We start from the raw sequence: 21,338 nt of genomic DNA, 5'->3' as shown, positions 1-21,338 counted from the left end.
TTAAACGCCCCTGACCGACCCTTGGGAGTTGATGATTCATGGATATCCGTAAAGTTAAGAAACTGATCGAATTGCTGGAAGAGTCCGGCATCGACGAGCTTGAGATCAAGGAAGGCGAAGAGTCCGTACGCATCAGTCGTCACAGCAAGACGCCGGCTCAGCAGTACTACGCACCGGCTCCGATGCATGCGCCGGCACCGGCTCCAGTTGCTGCCGCCGCTCCGGCTGCTGCCGCTGCTCCTGCGGCTCCAGCTGCCCCAACGCTGAACGGCAATGTTGCCCGTTCGCCGATGGTCGGCACGTTCTATCGCAAATCTTCGCCGTCCTCGCCGTCCTTCGTTGAAGTCGGCCAGACCGTGAAAAAAGGCGACACCCTGTGCATCGTCGAAGCCATGAAGATGATGAACCACATCGAAGCTGAAGCCAGCGGTGTGATCGAATCCATCCTCGTCGAAGACGGCCAGCCGGTTGAGTACGACCAACCGCTGTTCACCATCGTTTGAATCGCGGAGAGCCTTTGATGACTGCGAAGTTGGAAAAAGTTCTGATCGCCAACCGCGGTGAGATCGCCCTGCGGATTCTGCGTGCCTGCAAGGAAATGGGCATCAAGACCGTCGCCGTTTACTCCAAGGCCGACAAAGAGCTGATGCACCTGGGCCTGGCAGACGAATCCGTCTGCATCGGTCCGGCCTCCGCCGCTCACTCCTACCTGCACATTCCGGCCATCATCGCCGCTGCTGAAGTGACTGGCGCTACCGCCATTCACCCAGGCTACGGTTTCCTTGCGGAAAATGCCGACTTTGCCGAACAGGTCGAAAACTCCGGCTTCGCGTTCATTGGCCCGAAAGCCGATACCATCCGCCTGATGGGCGACAAGGTATCGGCCAAGCACGCCATGATCGCCGCTGGCGTTCCAACCGTTCCGGGTTCCGACGGCCCACTGCCTGAAGACGAAGAAACCGCCCTGCGCATTGGTCGCGAAGTCGGTTACCCAGTGATCATCAAAGCCGCTGGCGGCGGTGGTGGTCGTGGCATGCGTGTGGTGCACAAAGAAGAAGACCTGATCTCCTCGGCGAAACTGACCCGCTCCGAAGCGGGCGCAGCGTTCGGCAACCCGATGGTCTACCTGGAAAAATTCCTGACCAACCCACGTCACGTGGAAGTTCAGGTGCTTTCCGACGGTCAGGGCCACGCCATCCATCTGGGCGACCGCGACTGCTCGCTGCAACGTCGTCACCAGAAGGTTCTCGAAGAAGCGCCGGCACCGGGCATCGACGAGAACGCGCGCGAGGAAGTCCTCGCCCGCTGCGTCAAGGCTTGCATCGACATCGGCTACCGTGGCGCCGGCACTTTCGAGTTCCTGTACGAGAACGGCCGCTTCTACTTCATCGAGATGAACACTCGTGTCCAGGTAGAGCACCCGGTATCGGAAATGGTCACCGGCATCGACATCGTCAAGGAGATGCTCAGCATCGCCGCCGGCAACAAGCTGTCGTTCACCCAGGATGACGTGGTCATCCGCGGTCACGCACTGGAATGCCGGATCAACGCCGAAGACCCGAAAACGTTCATGCCGAGCCCAGGCACGGTCAAGCATTTTCACGCACCAGGCGGCAACGGCGTTCGCGTCGACTCGCACCTGTACAGTGGCTATGCCGTTCCGCCGAACTACGACTCGTTGATCGGCAAGCTGATCACCTACGGCGCAACCCGTGACGAAGCCATGGCGCGCATGCGCAATGCGCTGGACGAGATCGTTGTCGACGGGATCAAGACCAACATCCCGCTGCACCGCGATCTGACCCGCGATGAAGGCTTCTGCAAAGGGGGCGTGAACATTCACTACCTCGAGCACAAGCTGGCCGGCGACAAGCACTAAGCTTCAGCCGGAACATGACAAAGCCGCTTTCGAGCGGCTTTGTTGTTTCTGAAGGTTTCATCCATCCCTATGGGACTTAACTGACAGGCGCTAGCCTGTTCGGGCTGGCTATAATCGCCCCTTATTCAGCGCAACGCTGACAAACCAGAGCCCGCCCATGCCTGAAAAACTGCCGATAAACCTGAACGACCTGCTACGCCAGCGGACAGTCGAGGGCGAGCGAATTGAATATAAAACGGGTTGGAATCCTGATCCGATCATTCGCACGCTCTGCGCCTTCGCCAACGACTTTGAAAACCTGGGCGGTGGTTATGTGGTTATTGGGCAGGATTGCGATGCCAATGGTCAGCCGGTCTTTCCTCCCCTGGGCCTCGCCGATCAGGATCTCGACAAGATCCAGCTCGAACTGCTGGCCGCTTGCCAATCCATTCAGCCAACCTACTTTCCCGTGTTAAGCATGGAAGAGGTTGAAGGTCGCAAGCTGATAGTACTGTGGGCACCGGGCGGGCAAAATCGCCCGTATAAAGCCCCGGCAGCGGTGACCTCCAAGCACAGGAGCTTGCATTACTACATCCGTCGCTACAGCAGTACGGTGGAAGCCAAGGGGGAAACCGAGCAGGAACTCTTGAGTCTTGCCGCCAAGGTACCTTTCGATGATCGCTTCAACCTGGCCGCTAGCGTCAGTGATCTATCCAAACCCCTGATGCAAAGCTTCCTGCAGGAGGTTGGCAGTGCCCTCGCCGACGACGCAGGCAGCATGTCTACCGAGACACTGGGCCGACAAATGAACGTCGTGGGTGGCCCGACCGAGTCGCCGTGGCCCAAGAATGTTGGCCTGATGTTTTTCAGCGCTACACCCGAGCGATTCTTTCCCGGGACACAGATTGATGTGCTGTGGTTTCCCGAAGGTGCTGGCGGCGACCGTTTTGACGAAAAGATTTTCAAAGGCCCACTGGCAAACATGACCCGCGAAGCACTGGCCTATATTCAGCGCAATTTCCTGCATGAAACGGTCATCAAACACCCGGACCGCGCCGAAGCCACACGGGTCTGGAATTTCCCTTTCGCGGCGATTGAAGAGGCGCTGGTCAACGCCGTATATCACCGTTCCTACGAGGAACGCGAACCGATAGAGGTCCGCATCAGCCAGAAAGAATTGGTGATTTTGAGCTTTCCTGGACCTGACCGCTCAATTCGCCTGGAAGACTTGCGAGCCGGTCGAGCCGTTAGCCGTCGTTACCGCAACCGACGAATTGGCGAGTTTTTGAAGGAGCTGGACCTGACGGAAGGCCGCTCGACAGGAATTCCCAAAATTCTCAAAGTCATGACCACCAATGGCTCACCTGCACCGCTGTTTGAAACTGACGATGACCGGATTGCTTACGTCGTTCGACTGCCCACACACCCTCTGTCACAGAGCAAAGGAGCAGTGACCAGTGAGGCCACCATGGAAGTCACCATGGAAGTCACCATGGAAGTCACCATGGAAGTCACCATGGAAGTCGCAGCGTTACTGAACGTCATCGATGGCGATATGAGCAGGCTAGAACTTCAAACCGCCATGAACTTGAAAAACGCCGACCACTTTCGCAAGGCTTACATATTGCCTGCCATTGCTGCCGGGGTTCTTGAAATGACGCTGCCCGAACAACCTAACAGCCGTCTGCAACGTTACCGCCTGACGAACAAAGGCCTGCAATGGCTCACAGCCAAAAATGCAGGGAATCCGCATTAATGCGTGATCCAGACCAACAAAGCCGCTTTCGAGCGGCTTTGTTGTTTCTGCGCCCCTACAAGAGAACACGCAGTGTCGACCTTGTCGTCTTCTGCCTCGCGCTCGCGTAAACTTGCGCGCTTCTCGCAGCCCGCTAGGCTGCAATCTATATTTTTCAAAGGTGCCCGCCATGCCTTGGCTGCAAGTCCGTCTCGCCATCAGCCCAGAACAAGCCGAAACCTACGAAGACGCTTTCCTTGAAGTGGGCGCCGTGTCGGTGACCTTCATGGACGCCGAAGACCAGCCGATCTTCGAACCGGAACTCAACACCACCCCGCTGTGGTCGCACACGCACCTGCTGGCCCTGTTCGAAGGCGGCACCGACGCCGACAGCGTGCTGGCCCACCTCGAGTTGCTGACCGGCAGCCCGCTGCCCGAGCATCACAGCGAAGTGATCGAAGACCAGGACTGGGAACGCAGCTGGATGGACGGTTTCCAGCCAATGCGCTTCGGTCAGCGCCTGTGGATTGTCCCGAGCTGGCACGCAGCCCCCGAGCCTGACGCAGTGAACCTGCTGCTGGATCCGGGCCTGGCGTTCGGCACCGGCACCCACCCGACCACCGCGCTGTGCCTGGAATGGCTCGATGGCCAGGACCTGAAAGACTGCAACGTGCTGGATTTCGGTTGCGGCTCGGGGATTCTGGCGATTGCCGCCCTGCTGCTGGGCGCCAAGCAAGCCGTCGGCACCGATATTGATGTGCAGGCCCTGGAGGCCTCCCGCGACAACGCCGGACGCAACAACATTGCCGAAGAGCTGTTCCCGCTCTATCTGCCGGAAGATTTGCCGCAGGTTCAAGCCGACGTACTGGTCGCCAATATCCTCGCCGGCCCGCTGGTTTCCCTTGCTCCGCAACTGTCCAGCCTGGTCAGGCCGGGTGGTCGCCTGGCGCTGTCGGGCATCCTGGCCGAACAAGGTGAAGAAGTCGCCGCCGCCTACGCTCAGGACTTCGATCTGGACCCGATCGCCAATCGCGACGGCTGGGTACGCATCACAGGCCGTCGGCGCTAGAATGAGCGCCTGCATAAACCGGATTGCCGCATGACCGATAGCTTCGTCACCCAGTGCCCGCATTGCCAAACCAGCTTCCGCGTCAGCCATGCTCAGTTGAGCGTGGCCCGCGGGGTGGTTCGTTGCGGCTCGTGCTTGCAGGTGTTCAACGCCGCCAGGCAGTTGCTCGAGCAACGGGCCGGCAAGGAAGTGGTAAAACCGGTTGCATCGGCGCCCGTAGAACCGCCAGCGCAGCGGGCCATCAGCCAAAAGCAATGGACCGCCGCCGAAATGGACCTGGACAGCCTGGACCTGGACGAAGAACTCGCCCGGCTCGAACAGCGGGAAATCCAGCCGACGACGGAGTTTGGTCGCCCCCGCGAAGACAGCCTCAGTGCGCGCCGCGACAGCGCCGAGCACGACGAAGCCCCTTGGTCCGACAGCCTCTTCAGTGAATCGGCCGCCGATCGCGCGCAAGCCGCCAACGTGCAGACGCCAGAACCGATGGTCGAACCGACGATCGAGCCAAGCAAACACTCGCGCACCGAGCCCTCGCTGTCCATGGAGCCCGTGCCACTGGACGATGAGCCCGAGATACAGCAGCTGCGCCTGCACGACCCGCTCGACGCCCCGATCCCTTTTGGCAGCCTGTCGGCGAAAACTGATGACGATGAGATCGACGATGACCTGCCCTCCGTCGAGCCCCTGCGCAAGCGCCGCGAACGCAGCGAGCCGGCCCTGCGGGCTGAAGTGCTGCAGGATCTGACCGACGACCCGTTGCAACTGGATTGGCAAAAACGCCGCTCCCCCTGGGGTCGGCGCTTTTTCTGGCTGCTGCTGATCCTGCTCGGCGTCGCCGGCCTCGTTGGCCAATACGTCGCCTACCACTTCGACGAACTGGCGCGCCAGGACCAGTATCGTCCGTGGTTCCAGCAACTGTGCCCGCACATCGGCTGCACAGTGCCGTCCAAGGTCGACATCGCGAAAGTCAAAAGCAGCAATCTGGTGGTCCGCAGCCACCCGGACTTCAACGGTGCACTGGTGGTCGATGCCATCATCTACAACCGTGCGCCCTTCTCCCAGCCGTTCCCGCTGCTGGAGCTGCGCTTTGCCGACCTCAACGGCCACCTGATCGCCAGCCGTCGCTTCAAGCCCGGAGAGTACCTCAACGGCGATCTCGAAGGCCTGGCGGAAATGCCACCGCAAACGCCGATCCACATTGCGCTGGACATTCTCGACCCAGGCCCCAAAGCGGTGAACTACAGCCTGAGCTTCCATTCGCCCGAGTGAAACACTCAAGCGCTGCAGGCTTGACGGCGGTTTCCTGACTTTGGCCGTTCAAACCAAACTGCTGGCGATAACGAATTAGTTGTTCAGATTTTGTTCAATTCAGCCTTTATCCAGTCATCGAGAGCGGGTATCATGCCAACCCTTTTTCGAACTCTCATGATCCGGCCCCACAACAGGGAAGTCCTATGTCGGCGGTACGCATCGGTCCATATACATTGCACAACGGCTTGATCCTCGCCCCCATGGCGGGCGTCACCGACCAGCCCTTTCGTCAGCTGTGCAAACGATTGGGCGCAGGACTTGTAGTCTCGGAAATGGTCACCAGCGACATGAGCTTGTGGAACACCCGCAAATCGCGGATGCGCATGATCCACGAAGGCGATCCCGAGCCCCGCTCGGTACAGATCGCCGGCGGAGATGCGCAGATGCTGGCGGATGCGGCCCGGGCCAACGTCGAACTGGGCGCACAGATTATTGACATCAACATGGGCTGTCCGGCGAAGAAGGTCTGCAACAAGGCCGCCGGCTCCGCACTGTTGAAGGATGAAGCATTGGTGACCGAGATCCTGCAGGCCGTGGTGGCTGCGGTCGATGTGCCGGTCACCCTGAAGATCCGCACCGGCTGGGACCGGGCGAACAAGAACGGCCTGACGGTGGCGAAGATCGCCGAACAGGCAGGCATTGCGGCGTTGGCCGTACATGGCCGCACCCGCGCCGATCTGTACACAGGTGTTGCCGAGTACGACACCATTGCCGCGATCAAGCAGGCGGTGTCGATTCCGGTCTTCGCCAATGGCGATATCGATTCGCCCGAGAAAGCCCGGTACGTGCTCGACGCGACCGGTGCCGATGGCCTGTTGGTGGGCCGGGCTGCCCAGGGGCAGCCATGGATTTTTCGTGAAATCGACCATTATCTGCGTACCGGTGAAAAACTCCCGGCACCGGAGCTGATCGAGGTGGAATGTATTCTGCTTGAGCATCTGGCCGCGCTGCATGCCTTCTATGGCGACGTCATGGGCGTGCGCATAGCTCGCAAGCATGTGGGCTGGTATCTCGCAACCTTGCCGGGCGCCAGGGAGTTTCGCGCCCACTTCAATCGTTTGGAAGATACGGAAGCACAATGCGCCTACGTTCGGGGCTTCTTCGCCGAACGTTACAAGAGCCTGACAGGGGACGGAGAAGGGGTGGCCGCATGACGATGATGACCGAGACTTTAGTGAGTGGAACAACACCCGTGAGCGACAACGTGAATTTGAAACAGCACCTCAATACACCGAGCGAAGAAGGCCAGACCCTTCGCGGGAGTGTCGAGAAGGCGCTGCACAATTATTTCGCCCACCTTGAGGGCGCTGCCGTCACGGATGTGTACAACCTGGTGCTCTCCGAAGTCGAGGCTCCCCTGCTCGAATGCGTGATGAACTACGTCAAGGGCAACCAGACCAAGGCCAGTGAGCTGCTCGGGCTGAACCGGGGCACCCTGCGCAAGAAACTCAAGCAGTACGATTTGCTGTAAGCATTCAATCAAACCAGAAAGGCGCCCGCGTAAAACCGGTCGCCTTTTTTGCTGACTCCTTTGCTTTTGATGGAAATTGAGATGACCGACCAGACTACCCGCCTGCCGATCCGCCGCGCCTTGATCAGCGTTTCCGACAAGACCGGGATCCTTGAATTCGCCAAAGAGCTCGAAGCCCTGGGCGTCGAGATCCTTTCCACCGGCGGGACGTTCAAGCTGCTGCGCGACAACGGCGTTGCCGCAGTGGAAGTCGCGGACTACACCGGCTTCGCAGAAATGATGGACGGTCGGGTGAAAACCCTGCACCCGAAAATCCACGGCGGGATCCTCGGTCGTCGCGGCATAGACGACGCCATCATGAATGAGCACGGCATCAAGCCGATCGATCTGGTAGCAGTCAACCTGTACCCGTTCGAAGCCACCATCAACAAGCCAGGCTGCGACCTGCCGACCGCCATCGAGAACATCGATATCGGCGGCCCGACCATGGTTCGTTCGGCGGCAAAAAACCACAAGGACGTGGCCATCGTGGTGAATGCCAGCGATTACACCAACGTTCTGGAAAGCCTCAAGGCCGGCGGCCTGACCTACGCTCAGCGTTTCGACCTGATGCTCAAGGCCTTCGAACACACCGCCGCCTACGACGGCATGATCGCCAACTACATGGGCACCGTGAACCAGGCGGCTGAAACCCTCAGCACAGAAGGCCGCAGCGAGTTCCCGCGCACCTTCAACAGCCAGTTCATCAAGGCTCAGGAAATGCGCTACGGCGAGAACCCGCACCAGAGCGCGGCGTTCTACGTTGAAGCCAAGCCTGCCGAAGTAGGCATCGCCACCGCGACCCAACTGCAAGGCAAAGAGCTGTCGTACAACAACGTGGCCGACACCGACGCCGCGCTGGAATGTGTAAAGAGCTTCGTCAAACCGGCCTGCGTGATCGTCAAGCACGCCAACCCGTGCGGCGTGGCCGTGAGCCCGGACGCCGAAGGCGGCATCCGTCAAGCCTACGAACTGGCCTACGCTACCGACACCGAGTCGGCGTTCGGCGGCATCATCGCGTTCAACCGCGAGCTGGATGCTGAAACCGCAAAAGCCATCGTCGAGCGTCAGTTCGTCGAAGTAATCATCGCCCCGTCCGTCAGCGCCGAAGCCCGCGCCATCGTGGCAGCCAAAGCCAACGTACGCCTGCTGGCGTGCGGCGAGTGGTCGGCTGACCGCGTTCCGGCCTGGGACTACAAACGCGTCAACGGCGGTTTGCTGGTACAGAGCCGCGACATCGGCATGATCGGCAGCGAAGACCTGAAAGTGGTGACCAAGCGCGCCCCGACCGAACAGGAAATCAACGACCTGATCTTCGCCTGGAAAGTCGCCAAGTACGTCAAGTCCAACGCCATCGTCTACGCCAAGAACCGTCAGACTATCGGTGTCGGCGCCGGCCAGATGAGCCGCGTGAACTCCGCGCGCATCGCCGCGATCAAGGCTGAGCACGCAGGCTTGCAGGTGCAGGGCGCGGTCATGGCGTCAGATGCATTCTTCCCGTTCCGCGACGGCATCGACAACGCGGCCAAGGTCGGTATCACTGCGGTGATCCAGCCAGGTGGCTCGATGCGTGACAGCGAAGTGATTGCGGCAGCCGACGAAGCCGGCATCGCGATGGTATTCACCGGCATGCGCCACTTCCGTCACTAATAAGACAACGGCCGCACTGAACCCGGCATCTGCTGCGTTGGAGCCGACCTCGATGATGCTCATTGCCAAAAGGCAACTCCGCTCATCGAGGTCGACTCCGCCTTGCATCTACCGGCTTCATTGCGACCTCCTACGGCGTGAAGCGCTTTAGGTTCTAAAACAGAATTAGCGTCATCCGAGGTTTTTGAAATGAATGTTTTGATCATTGGCAGCGGTGGCCGTGAACACGCCCTGGCCTGGAAAGTGGCTCAGGATCCGCGCGTGCAGAAAGTGTTCGTTGCCCCGGGCAACGCAGGCACCGCCATTGAAGCCAAGTGCGAGAACGTCGCCATCGACGTGCTGGCCCTCGAGCAACTGGCTGACTTTGCCGAGAAGAACGTTTCCCTGACCATCGTCGGCCCGGAAGTGCCGCTGGTTGCAGGCGTTGTCGATCTGTTCCGCTCCCGCGGCCTGGATTGCTTCGGCCCGACCGCAGGTGCCGCGCAACTGGAAGGTTCGAAAGCCTTCACCAAGGATTTCCTGGCACGCCACAAGATCCCGACCGCCGATTACCAGAACTTCACCGAGATCGAGCCGGCCCTGGCTTATCTGCGTGAAAAAGGCGCACCGATCGTGATCAAGGCCGATGGCCTGGCCGCCGGCAAAGGCGTGATCGTGGCCATGACCCTGGCCGAAGCTGAAGACGCGGTACGCGACATGCTCGCGGGCAACGCGTTTGGCGATGCCGGTTCCCGCGTGGTCATCGAAGAGTTCCTGGACGGCGAAGAAGCCAGCTTCATCGTCATGGTCGACGGCAAGAACGTGCTGCCGATGGCCACCAGCCAGGACCACAAACGCGTCGGCGATGGCGACACCGGTCCGAACACCGGCGGCATGGGCGCTTACTCCCCGGCACCGGTCGTCACGGCCGAAGTCCATCAGCGGGTCATGGACCTGGTGATCTGGCCAACCGTGCGCGGCATGGCCGAGGAAGGCAACGTCTACACCGGTTTCCTCTATGCTGGCTTGATGATCGACAAGGCTGGTAACCCAAAAGTCATCGAGTTCAACTGCCGTTTCGGCGATCCTGAGACCCAACCGGTGATGCTGCGCTTGCAGTCGAGCCTGGTGTTGCTGGTCGAAGCGGCCCTGGCGCAAGCGCTGGACAAGGTCGAAGCACAGTGGGATCCACGTCCGAGCGTCGGCATCGTATTGGCCGCTGGCGGTTACCCGGGTGACTACGCCAAAGGCGTTGCCATCAACGGCCTGGATGCAGCCGCGGCACTGGAAGGCAAAGTCTTCCACGCCGGCACTGCACTCAAGGACGGTCAGGTGGTGACGGCCGGTGGTCGGGTACTGTGCGCAACCGCCATGGGCACCAGCGTCGACGCAGCCCAGCAGCAGGCTTACAAACTGGCGGCTAAAATCGACTGGGAAGGCTGCTTCTATCGTAAGGACATTGGCTACCGCGCCATTGCCCGCGAGCGTGGCGAAAATCAGGAATAAGCCATCCATTCGGCCAGGCAAGGGCTTGCAGCCCTTGCCGGACTATTCCGGCGCCGCGCATAGTTATATTCTGGCATCAACCTACGAAGGGATTTCGCCGTGCGCTGGCTCAGGATTGCCATAGGCTTCACCGTCACTCTGCTGACCTTGCTCTGCATGCTCCCGGCCCAGGCCACGCAAGGCAGTGGCTGGGCGGTATTGCTCGACGAACAGGGCGACCTGCAGCTGAGCGATATCCGCTCCAGCCGCTACACCAATCAATTCAGCCCCATCGAACTCGACCACCTCACCGCGGCCGGGCCCGAGGGTGCGCTTTGGGTGCGTTTCAGGCTGGCGCCCGGCAAACACGAACAGTTGCTGAGGGTGTTCGCACCCGACCTGTCGCACCTCAATCTGTATGTGCTCGACGGCGACCAGCTGATCGATCAGTTGAATACCGGCACCGGGCAACCTCAGACTGAGCGCCCCCTGCCCAGCAGCGACTTCATGTTGCCGCTGCCACAAAGCGACAAAACCCTCGACGTCTATATGCGACTGGTCTCCGAACACCAGTTTCGGCCTTACATCACCCTGCAATCGGCGGTCATGAGCGCAGCCACTCAGAACCAGACGTTGATCTACGGTCTGCTCTTTGGCTGTCTCGGGATGCTGATCCTGCATAACCTGACCCGCTACACCTACACCCGCTCGCGCAGCAGCCTCTGGCTGGCGGCGTGCGAAGGGTTACTGCTGCTCAGCCTGGTGCTACTGCTGAACCTGGCCCGACCATGGCTGCCGAACTGGTCCGTCGTACAAACACCCGGTGCCTATCTTGCCTTGCTGCTGACCGCACCTTGCGGCCTGATGTTCGCCTACCGCTTCTTCGCCCCGCTCGGCCCACACCCGCTGAACAAGCTGCTGCTGGGGGACATCCTGTTCATCGTGGCCTGCGGCCTGCTGTTGTTGTTCGTCAACACGTTGCCGCTGAACCTGATCACGTACGCGCTGGTTGCCCTGGCCGGCCTGAGCATGCTGTTCGTCAGCGCCCATCATTGGCAAAAAGGTTATCGCCCGGCGCGCCTGTTCGTGGCAGCGATGGTGGTGTTCAACCTTGGCACGTTGATTATCCTGCCGGCGCTGCAGGGGCTGACCCTTGTCGCCCCGCAAGGCCTGATCATCACCTTGCTGGTATTTATCTGTATCAGTGGCCTGTTGATGAGTGTGGCCCTGGGCGAGCGACAGCGTAGCATCACCGAAGACCGTTTCAGCGTCAGTCGCGACCTGGCTGCCAGCAATGCCGAAATAAACGCCAAAGCCGAATTCCTGGCGAAAATCAGCCACGAAATCCGCACCCCGATGAATGGCGTGCTGGGCATGACCGAACTGCTGCTGGGCACACCGCTGTCGGTCAAGCAGCGCGACTATGTGCAAACCATCCACAGCGCCGGCAACGAACTGCTGACGCTGATCAACGAAATTCTCGACATCTCCAAGCTCGAGTCCGGGCAGATCGAGCTGGACGACGTGCAGTTCGACCTCAATGCCCTGATCGAAGACTGCCTGAGCATCTTCCGCGCCAAGGCCGAACAACAGAACATCGAGCTGATCAGCTTTATCCAGCCACAGGTACCGCGCGTCATCAGCGGTGATCCGACGCGCCTGCGCCAGACCCTGCTGAGCCTGTTGGAAAACGCCCTGAAGAAAACCGATGAAGGCGAGATTCTGATCGTTGTCGCCCTGGATGAACGCAGCGCCAAACCGCGGCTGCGCATCGCCGTGCAGGACAGCGGCCAGCCGATGGAGGCTGAAGAACGTGACGCACTGATGCACGCCGAGCTGCACAGCAAGCATTTCCTTTCGGCCACCAGCCTGGGGGGCAATCTGGGACTGGTGATTGCCCGTCAGCTGATCCGTTTGATGCAGGGCGAATTCGGCATCAAGAGCGGCGCCAACCAGGGCAGCACATTGTGGCTGACCCTGCCACTGGACCCGGACCGTCTCGAACATCCGACCTCGGACCTGGACAGCCCGTTGCAAGGCGCACGCGTACTGGTCGTGGACGACAACGACACCTGTCGCAAGGTGCTGGTGCAGCAGTGCAGCGCCTGGGGCCTGAACGTCAGCGCCGTGCCGTCCGGCAAGGAGGCCCTGGCGCTGCTGCGCACCAAGGCCCACCTGCGCGATTATTTCGACGTGGTCCTGCTGGACCAGAACATGCCCGGCATGACCGGCATGCAACTGGCCGCCAAGATCAAGGAAGACCCGAGCCTGAACCACGATATTCTGCTGATCATGCTCACGGGCATCAGCAACGCGCCAAGCAAGATCATCGCGCGCAACTCCGGGATCAAGCGCATCCTCGCCAAGCCAGTGGCCGGCTACACCCTCAAGACCACCCTGGCGGACGAACTGAACCAGCGCAACAACGGCCCGACCATCTCGCAGCACCTGCCCACCGGCCCGACGCTTCCGGTCAAGGTCCCAAGTGATTTCCGCATCCTGGTGGCCGAAGATAACAACATCTCGACCAAGGTTATTCGCGGCATGCTCGGCAAGCTCAACCTGCAACCGGACACTGCCAGCAATGGCGAAGAAGCCTTGCAGGCAATGAAAGCCCAGCGTTATGACCTGGTCCTGATGGACTGTGAAATGCCGATCCTCGATGGTTTCTCTGCCACTCAGCAGTTACGTGCCTGGGAAGTCGGCAACCAGCGAACTCGCACGCCCGTGGTGGCATTGACAGCACACATCCTTGCCGAGCACAAAGAGCGTGCGCGCCAGGCCGGCATGGACGGGCACATGGCCAAACCGGTCGAGCTGTCGCAGTTGCGCGATTTGATCGAACATTGGGTTGCCCAACGTGATCAACAGAACCGGTCAGCAGTTCAGACTTCCTGAGCCGACAGACCTCACAGCGCCTGATAGACTCCCCCTCGACCTCCCTCGCCAGTGAGCTTGCACCATGCTCCACGTGTTGTTCAGCGTTTACCTGAAGATGCTGGTGCTCTACAGCCCGTTCTTCGTGCTGTCCTGCTTCATCAGCCTGACCCGCGGTTATTCACGCAAGGAGCAGCGCCGCCTGGCCTGGAAAGTGGCAACCGCCACGCTGGTGTCTAGCGTCTTGCTGTACCTGTTCGGGCGAGTGATTTTCAGTGTCTTCGGCATCACCGTGGACGCTTTCCGCATCGGTGCCGGCAGCGTGCTGTTCATCTCGGCGCTGGGCATGGCGCAGGGCAAGTCGGCGGTACAGACCGACAACGTGCAGCAGGACGTGACCATCGTCCCACTGACCATCCCCCTGACGGTCGGCCCCGGCACTATCGGCGCCTTGCTGGTGATGGGCGTGAGCCAGCCGCATTGGGACGACAAACTCACGGCCATTCTCAGTATTGCCCTGGCCAGTTTCACCGTTGGCGTGGTGCTGTATCTGTCTAACCGCATCGAGCGGATTCTTGGCGACCAGGGGTTGCAGATTGTCAGCCGGTTGATGGGATTGTTTGTGTGCGCGCTGGCGGCACAGATTATTTTTACCGGGGTTAAAGGGTACCTGGTTCCCTGATACCCATGCTGGGAATTCCACACATTGGACAGGCCCAATGTGTGGGTGACTGTCCGAACTTAACTTTCTACCGTTTCAACTTTACCAACTGGCAAAAGATCCGTGAGCAGCAAGCTACTCGTGGTGTCCTTTCTGGCGATTATGGCATTCACCAATATCGACACCGCAAAGGACTGATAGCCTTTCAATACCAGAAACACCTCCCCGCGCAAAGCTGGATCCACCGCAAACACCTCACGAAAGATCAGACTGTGCCCACTGTCCGGTTCCATCATCACTAAGTGCTCGCCAGCCTTGCTCAACAAAAGTTTTCCGGGACTGTCCAGGTCCCAGATCAACTTGCCGGGTATCAATGCAGCTCCGCCGAGAGAGTGTCTGCAGTCGACGATGACCGATTCCAGTCTCAACCAGGCAGCCTTTGATAAACGACAAGTGACTGTGCCTTGCCCCAGTCGCAGGACCAAGGTATTTACACCGTCGGGAATCAGTGGCAAGAGGTCACCCATCGTCATCTGCCCCTCGATCGACATGACTTCTGCGTCCCGTTGAACGTAACTGACCGACCGGGTCTGTTCCATCGCCGGGTAAGTGTGCAAGCGCCCGTCTTTACTTTCATGAATCAACACATTGGTTTGCTGCTGGGTGCCTAACAGTTCGAAGTCGTCAGCTATCGATGCTTCCGGCACCCTTATCAAACGCCCGGTTTCTGCCACATACCATTGCAAGCTGCCGGGCTCCTCTATGGAGAGAAAGGCCGCGTGCCTACGGTTTTCGAGCAGCGTATTGAGCGAGTCCTGCAAGGTGCCGACCTGTGCGGCAACCCAATGGCGATCAACACCGATGATCAATTCCGGCTCCTGATAGCGCAGTTCAACCACGATGCCTTCAAGGGTTGTCGCTCGAAGTCCCGCACCTTCTGCCAAGACCTCGGCAAACCGCCATGAAGCCCATTCTCGTTGCGGGGCGGGAAGCGCGTTGGCCTGCAATAATTTCAAGCCTTGACCGAAAGCAACGTCGAGTTGCCCGGGATCGATAAAGGCCTGGCGGTAAAGTTCACCGGTTGAAAGTTCAAGCAACCACGCGGCTTTGCCATCCGGAGTAACGCTGAGCACACGCACTTCCTTTCTGCCCCCCAGATCGGTCAGCAATAGCCGATTATTCACATACCAGGCGCTTAACCGGGCGTCGCCGCTGAAGTTGATCAATCCCACAATGGCAAAATTCGCGACCGGGTATCGAGTGGCTATGGCATCAAGCGCCAACCACCAATGCGCTCGGTCCTTGAGCCAGTCATCGGTCAAACCGCCCAACTGCAGGCGGCCTTCTGCGGTCACATTGAAGAACAGCCCTTTATCTGTCAGCGCAAGAAATCCCTCCTCAAGAGCCACCACATTCACCAGCCCTTCAGGCCCTGCCTGTTCAATGGCCCATGTCCCGTTAATCCATTGCTGCCGAGTCAAACGCTTGGCTGACTTGTCGTAGATGACAAATACATCAGCCTCATTGTTAGCTGGCGGAATAAGCGTCAGCTCTTTCAGATCTTTGATGGAGTCCGCCCAACCTCTTGCCCGATGCCGCAATGGGGTTGGACGGATAATCAGACGATCGCTGCTACGAACCCAAGCCAGATCGCGCCACTTCGAATCCACCTTCCAGCAAATCGAGACATAAGCCGCAGGCTGCCAGTTGGCAGTGGTGACGCCCTCGTGTACCGGCGTATGGGGGAAGGCAATGTGGTCGCCAAACACCAGAGCCCAGTCGGCGAGCGTGTCGCTCCCGCTGACGACCGCCTCCAGGGTAGGGGCCAGGCCTCGGGTCATCGAACTCAAAAACAGTTCTTCCCCATGCAGTTGGTAGACAAACTCATCTACCGTCTGGTCGTTGCGGGTGATCTCCTGAACGATCGTTACGACCTTGGACGCCTCTACCTTGCAGCGGGTGATGGTGGTTTTGGCATTGACATCGGGGAGCAACAACCGATAACGGCGATGGAGCAGACCGGTCACTGGGTCGACTTGCCATATCATGAAATGCTGCGGGTGATAAAAGTATGCATAGCCATCGACCACTGCGCCCAGCAGCGCACCATCGGCCTCTCCCACTTCGTCGTCACGAATATAGAGAAAACGGTCTTCCGAGGCCTCGTACCAAGCGCTCGTGAACCTCGGCTCATCAGGATTTTCGAAAGGAATCGGAAACTGATGAATCGGCGTGTAAGGCATGGCCAAACGATGGTCATTGGCCATGCCCTTGAAGTGATCCTGCAACACCTGTGCGTCCATGCCTGGGGCTGCATCCTGCTCCAGAAGCACCAATTGCCGACTAGCGCGCTCTACCCTGAATACTTGGTTGTTGGCAATTTTGACCACGACTTCATGGCGTCCCTTGCCGGTGAATTCCACGTTGATTGCGCCAATCGAAAGTCCGCCATTCCGCTTCAGCGTGATATCACCTTCGCTCACCCAAGACGCCTGCAATACCCAACGCGAGGTTTTCAAACCCGGCGACTCAAGCTCTACGCTTACTCCGGGATTGAGTACGAGTGAACACTGCGCATCGGCACCCTCGATCTTGTAGGAAAGCTTGTCATGCCACGACTTGGGCAGCACGGGCACCACCAGCGTGCGATCGACGGCGTCCAGCCGCACGTTAATCACTGTTGACCGATAGACCGGGTTTAGGCGATAGACGATGTAGTCACCGGGAAATGAATAGAACGAAAACAGAAACAGATAGCTGCCATCCGGTTTCTTTTTCTCCAGCCGACGAGCCGTGTCGAACCCTACGGAGTGGCGCAGCGTTGAAAAAGGCAGCCACTTGTACTCGTAGCCGTAGAACGTTTCAGGCGTACAGGGCAGCACGATTGTTTGCCCGGCAGAAGGGGTAAAATCGGCGCGACCTGGCAGATTCAGTTCCTGGCGAATATCAACCGCACGCTCGTAATCCACATCAAAATCCGGCACCCCGAAATGATCACGCAAGGGGAACAGTTTGGGGCTGTCGAACGCCAGGGTTTGCGCATTCAGGTCCAGTGTCTTGAACACTACCGCCGGTTGCGGCATCCATGCATTGCCGGGTTCATCAAACCGATAGCCACCTGCACGATACGAACGTTCCAGCTCGTCAAAGAACAACCCGACCTGTTTGACCTCTTCGGCAATGACGGCAAACCCTTGAGCCAGCGCCGCTGCACCGATGGCCAATCCACCCAAAACAACACCTGCTCCCCCCAGGACCGCTGCCGCAGTGCCCGCACCGACTATTCCGGCACCGATCCCGGCCCCTGCCAACAACAAGCTGGCTGAATCGAAAGCCAATTGAGTGCCGTATTGTGCTCGCCCCACATCGTTGTCGGTCGTGGCCAACTGGTAGATGTCGAAACCAACGTTGGCCAGCCCCAGCACAGCCCCTACACCTTCGTTCGCGACATGCCCCAAGGCTTCGCTCACTACCGGCGCACACGTCTGGGCGATCACCTTTTCTTCTGCCAACGCCTGCCGTACGAGTTTGATCAGGCCAAGAACATCAACCACATTGCCATGAACCAGTTGTGCGTAGTTGACGTAGGCGTGCAACCGGACGGCCGTCGTCAGTGTTTTTTCAGAGCCTTCCTGAGACCATAAGGCGTGCATCAAGGCCTGGATGGTAAAGCCTGCGTTCAATGTATGGACGCTACCGGCGCCTGTCGGATCCAGCTCGTTTGTCGGTGTTTGGCGCTTTGTGGCCAGCGTCGAAAAGTGTTCTGACAGATAGCTTTTGATGCGCAGGAAGCGTTGGTCGCTGGTGACAACCTGCACTAATTGTTCAGGATTCTCGGGGTCGATCAGGCTCATGCGATATTCGCCGACCGGAGTGACCTCCAATGTTTCGAACAACGGGACAAGCCTGGCGGGCAACTGATTCTTTTCCTGAAGTTCAGTGGTCGCCTGGTGTATCTGCTGACTCCACCAATTGCAGTCCAGCGCAAGCAGACTGCTGCCCAACCGGGGATTGTCCATTAGCGATTGTCCCCTGGCACTGGCCAGACGCTGTCTGGGCGGCGGCAAAGAATCTCCTTTCAAAGGGCCCGACTGCAGCAGTTCCGTAACACGAATGCCGGAAGGCAAGTCCAGAGCGGACAAACGCGCGCCGTCCAGTTCGATCAGGTCAAAAGCTGGACGGGACGGCTCACCGAACGCGGCGTAATGCGTGGCCATCTCGTGCTCCACGAGAAGCTGCTGCAGGGCCTTACCAAATTGCTGCGGCTGCTCAAACTCGAACAGCGCAAAATTCGGATCATAGAAGTGATAGGTGCTGCGCTCACCTTTAAAGGTTTTGGCCACCAACATGGCGTGGTTATCGGAGTTGAGCATCAGGGTAGTGTCGGATGTTTTGGCCGCCAGCAGCCCTACGACCTGCTCCAGGCTTGAGCGGTCCAGCCCCATGCCTACTTCGTTGAGCTGTAGGCCTCCCATTTCTTCCAGAGCGTTTAAAAATACGCTTGAGTCATGCCCCTCGGGCTCGATAACACCCAGGTAGAATCGCTCTCGCAACGTATTGGCGGCCTGGGGTCCTTCCGCCAGCGCCGCTGCCATTGCCAATGCCAGCGGGTAGCATCGTCCCCCTACGCTATCGCCTGGAGTGCGAAGCAACAGATCCTGGGGAACGAGTTTCACTGCGGACGCCTCGATATCGTCCAGAACAATGCCCACTCGCTCAACAACACGGTCACGGTGTTCAAGCTTTGCCAGGTGCCGGATTCGAGCGACCTGCTGGCCCCATTGGCGCAAGGTCAACGGCTGCTCGAGCGCGTTTTTCTTGAGTGTCAGTGCTTTTTCGGAGAACGCTGGCCCCTCATTTTGAGGGTTTGCCATTCCCTCAAGGAAAGCCGGTGTCTTGCGCCTGAATAGTTCTCGCTCCAGAACCGCATAGCGGCCAGACACGCCGAGCTCGGAGACCGTGTTGGCCAGATTGCTTAACTCGGCATTCACAGTTTCGAAGTTGCGGTTATCCAGTGCTTGCACCCCTAGCAGTGCGCCAAGCAACAGCCGTTGTCGGGGACTCAATTGCCCGCTGTGAAATGAATCTTTAGCGATTCGCATCAGCACTTCGTCAAGGGACAAGTTGCGAGTCGTCGAATCGCTCTGTGAAGCGGGTGGTAATGCCCTGATATCCTGAGCGAGGATCAATTGCCGGTCATCAAAGCTCAATGGCAATGCTTTTTTAAAGGTCACCGAGCCCGTGTGCTGCTCGTTCATTGCCGTCAGGAAGGGCTCTCCAAGTTCGTCGGCCAGACGTTGCAACAGCTCAGTCAACAAGACATAACGCCCTTCAACCACCGGCCAGCCTTCTTCGAAATCAATTGTCTGATGTTTTAGCAGTTGCGCCAGATTGCCTGCGAAACGTGTTTTGAATTGACCCTCCTCCCAGCGCGCTTGCTCATTTTTCAACCATTGAGCCGTGTTGTTCTCGTTTTCTTTCCATGAGTGATCCAACTCCTCCTCGGTTGCGCGGTTAACGGTCGCTTTGGCGACAATAGCGACGTCCGCCCGCCAGGTTTCAAACGCTCGAGGGGTGAAGTGCGTCCTGGCGTAACTCGCAATACCTTCCCGCATCGCGCCAGGCCCTGTCAGGTAGATCGTTGCGTCGCTCTGGGGGCGAATACCATCGCTGTAATAGGACGATGCAGCGCTAGTCAGAGGGATGAGGGCGATCCTGGTTTCCTCCGACAATTCGTGCACGGGACCAAATTTACTCTCGATCACCTCCGTCGCAATGCCGATCATGCTATCGACGTCAGTCATTGCAACTTGTCTCTCGATAGCCAGCCGAGCCACAGCATCGACCACTTCATAGTTAAGTATGAATCGGTCGATCACCGAATCGAGCATCTCCGACCCGGCGTGGGCCATCATAAATGCATTACTCAATCCGCCTTGGTCGACGACCGCCCGCATCCCGTTCGGACGGACAAGACGTTCTGTCGGCAGACGAAAAACACTACTCAAGGCTGGACGACTTTTGGCAAATAATTCCAGCCTCGTGCGATGCTCCGAAGAGAGGTAGTCAACCTGGTTGGTGTACTTGCTACGTACAGCCTGACGGCCTGGCATCCACTCGGGATTTTCATCAAGCAATAATTGCAGCACCCCCAATCGCTCATCGGTGCCAAATTGGCTGATGTCCACGCCGCCGAGGTTTTCCAGAAGAGGTGGCAAGTTGTCGACATCCGCGTAACTTCCACCTTCAGCCATCAAGGCCTCGACGCGCACAACATCGGACGCAGCCGCAAGGTTTCCACGCAGGCTGATTTCTCGTTCGTAGATAGCCTGTAAACGGCGCGGCGTTAGCTCCGCCGCCAGATCGCGAAGCTCAACGCCCCCCTCGCCCAGTACAGCGATACTGCGAATGTTTTTTTTCTTCAAGGCTTTCAAGTGCGCTTCGTTCTGGCCATAACCGCGAACGAGAAGATCAACCCTTGCATCATCGGCTTCTACCCCAAGTTCTACAGCGTCGGTGATATGCGCAAACATTTGTTGCTTGAGGACGATGGCTCGCTCTTCGTACTTATCGCCAAGCTCGATAGCTGTCTTGCTGAGCTGTCCACCGCTGTGCATAGCGTCGGCCTTGGCAGCCTGGACAATGATCCGATTGGTTTCATGCGCCAGTAGCGCATCGCTGTCGTACCAGAGTTTGACGGTGTAACCATGCCCGTGCATAACCTGCTTCCAGACATTGATGTAGTCGCGCTGAATATCCCCGATGCCGCCGCCGAGCCAGACGAAGTGCAGGTTTTTCGGTACTTCAGTCGGCGTGACAGTCAGCTGTTCGATACTGTTGGACAGACGCTCATGGAACCCCTCAACTCTGTCTAGAATCTCAGTCAGGCCGGGAACGTGACCTTCATCCGGCGCGTTTAACGGCTCCGACTCTGCCGCACGTCGACGCCTCTGCGTGGGTTTGACAAAGGACTTCAGTGCGTGACGCAGTAAACCGAGCGGCACCAGCATCCGGGGGAAATCGAGCAGCCCGATACAACCGAAGTAATACCGAAACACGGCATCATAATCCTCTGATCCTTTATATTCCTGTAACGCCTGCTCAAGGTCAGACAGTTTAAATAAATCAATAAAATTGACGTAGCCGTTCACACGAACAGCAGCTTGCTCACCCATAGAAATACTTCCTTGTAAAAATAAAAGG

12 protein-coding genes are annotated in these 21,338 nt (G+C 58.6%); 11 read left to right on the top strand and 1 reads right to left on the bottom strand.

Features of this window, described 5'->3' with window-relative positions:
- Window positions 1-38: 38 nt before the first annotated feature.
- The 11 genes from accB (at window position 39) to PMI21_RS17245 (ending at window position 14,156) form a co-directional block, all read left to right on the top strand.
- On the top strand, window positions 39-503 hold the full coding sequence (gene accB, locus PMI21_RS17195) for an acetyl-CoA carboxylase biotin carboxyl carrier protein (protein ID WP_007937213.1): 465 nt from the start codon (window positions 39-41) through the stop codon (window positions 501-503).
- Between the two features lie 17 nt (window positions 504-520).
- Complete coding sequence (gene accC, locus PMI21_RS17200) at window positions 521-1,879, top strand: acetyl-CoA carboxylase biotin carboxylase subunit (protein WP_007937211.1); 1,359 nt, start codon at window positions 521-523, stop codon at window positions 1,877-1,879.
- Between the two features lie 157 nt (window positions 1,880-2,036).
- Window positions 2,037-3,614, top strand: a complete 1,578-nt coding sequence (locus tag PMI21_RS17205) for a Fic family protein (protein ID WP_007937209.1) — start codon at window positions 2,037-2,039, stop codon at window positions 3,612-3,614.
- Between the two features lie 169 nt (window positions 3,615-3,783).
- Window positions 3,784-4,662 carry a 50S ribosomal protein L11 methyltransferase gene (gene prmA, locus PMI21_RS17210; RefSeq protein ID WP_007937207.1) on the top strand — a complete coding sequence of 293 codons (879 nt, stop codon included), beginning with the start codon at window positions 3,784-3,786 and terminating at the stop codon, window positions 4,660-4,662.
- Window positions 4,663-4,692: 30 nt separating this feature from the next.
- Window positions 4,693-5,931 (top strand): DUF3426 domain-containing protein, encoded by a 1,239-nt coding sequence (locus PMI21_RS17215; protein ID WP_007937206.1) that lies wholly within the window; start codon window positions 4,693-4,695, stop codon window positions 5,929-5,931.
- Window positions 5,932-6,116: 185 nt separating this feature from the next.
- On the top strand, window positions 6,117-7,127 hold the full coding sequence (gene dusB, locus PMI21_RS17220) for a tRNA dihydrouridine synthase DusB (RefSeq protein WP_007937204.1): 1,011 nt from the start codon (window positions 6,117-6,119) through the stop codon (window positions 7,125-7,127).
- Window positions 7,124-7,444, top strand: a complete 321-nt coding sequence (gene fis / locus PMI21_RS17225) for a DNA-binding transcriptional regulator Fis (RefSeq protein ID WP_007907419.1) — start codon at window positions 7,124-7,126, stop codon at window positions 7,442-7,444. Before dusB ends, fis begins: the two co-directional genes overlap by 4 nt.
- An 81-nt stretch (window positions 7,445-7,525) precedes the next feature.
- The gene (gene purH, locus PMI21_RS17230; protein ID WP_007937202.1) at window positions 7,526-9,133 is read left to right on the top strand and encodes a bifunctional phosphoribosylaminoimidazolecarboxamide formyltransferase/IMP cyclohydrolase; all 1,608 of its coding nucleotides are present in this window, start codon (window positions 7,526-7,528) and stop codon (window positions 9,131-9,133) included.
- Between the two features lie 189 nt (window positions 9,134-9,322).
- On the top strand, window positions 9,323-10,618 hold the full coding sequence (gene purD / locus PMI21_RS17235) for a phosphoribosylamine--glycine ligase (protein WP_007937200.1): 1,296 nt from the start codon (window positions 9,323-9,325) through the stop codon (window positions 10,616-10,618).
- Window positions 10,619-10,717: 99 nt separating this feature from the next.
- The gene (locus PMI21_RS17240; protein WP_007937199.1) at window positions 10,718-13,495 is read left to right on the top strand and encodes a hybrid sensor histidine kinase/response regulator; all 2,778 of its coding nucleotides are present in this window, start codon (window positions 10,718-10,720) and stop codon (window positions 13,493-13,495) included.
- A gap of 64 nt (window positions 13,496-13,559) precedes the next feature.
- Window positions 13,560-14,156 (top strand): MarC family protein, encoded by a 597-nt coding sequence (locus tag PMI21_RS17245; protein WP_007937197.1) that lies wholly within the window; start codon window positions 13,560-13,562, stop codon window positions 14,154-14,156.
- 59 nt (window positions 14,157-14,215) lie between these two features.
- Here PMI21_RS17245 and PMI21_RS17250 read toward each other — a convergent pair whose 3' ends face one another.
- Window positions 14,216-21,310: a TcdA/TcdB pore-forming domain-containing protein gene (locus PMI21_RS17250; protein WP_007937195.1), complete on the bottom strand. Its 7,095-nt coding sequence runs from the start codon at window positions 21,308-21,310 to the stop codon at window positions 14,216-14,218.
- Window positions 21,311-21,338: the final 28 nt, after the last annotated feature.

Origin of the sequence: Pseudomonas sp. GM18 (genome assembly GCF_000282195.1) — a bacterium.
Lineage (GTDB): Bacteria > Pseudomonadota > Gammaproteobacteria > Pseudomonadales > Pseudomonadaceae > Aquipseudomonas.
The sequence above is the reverse complement of the archived record's forward strand: the minus strand, read 5'-3'. Positions and strand labels throughout refer to the sequence as shown.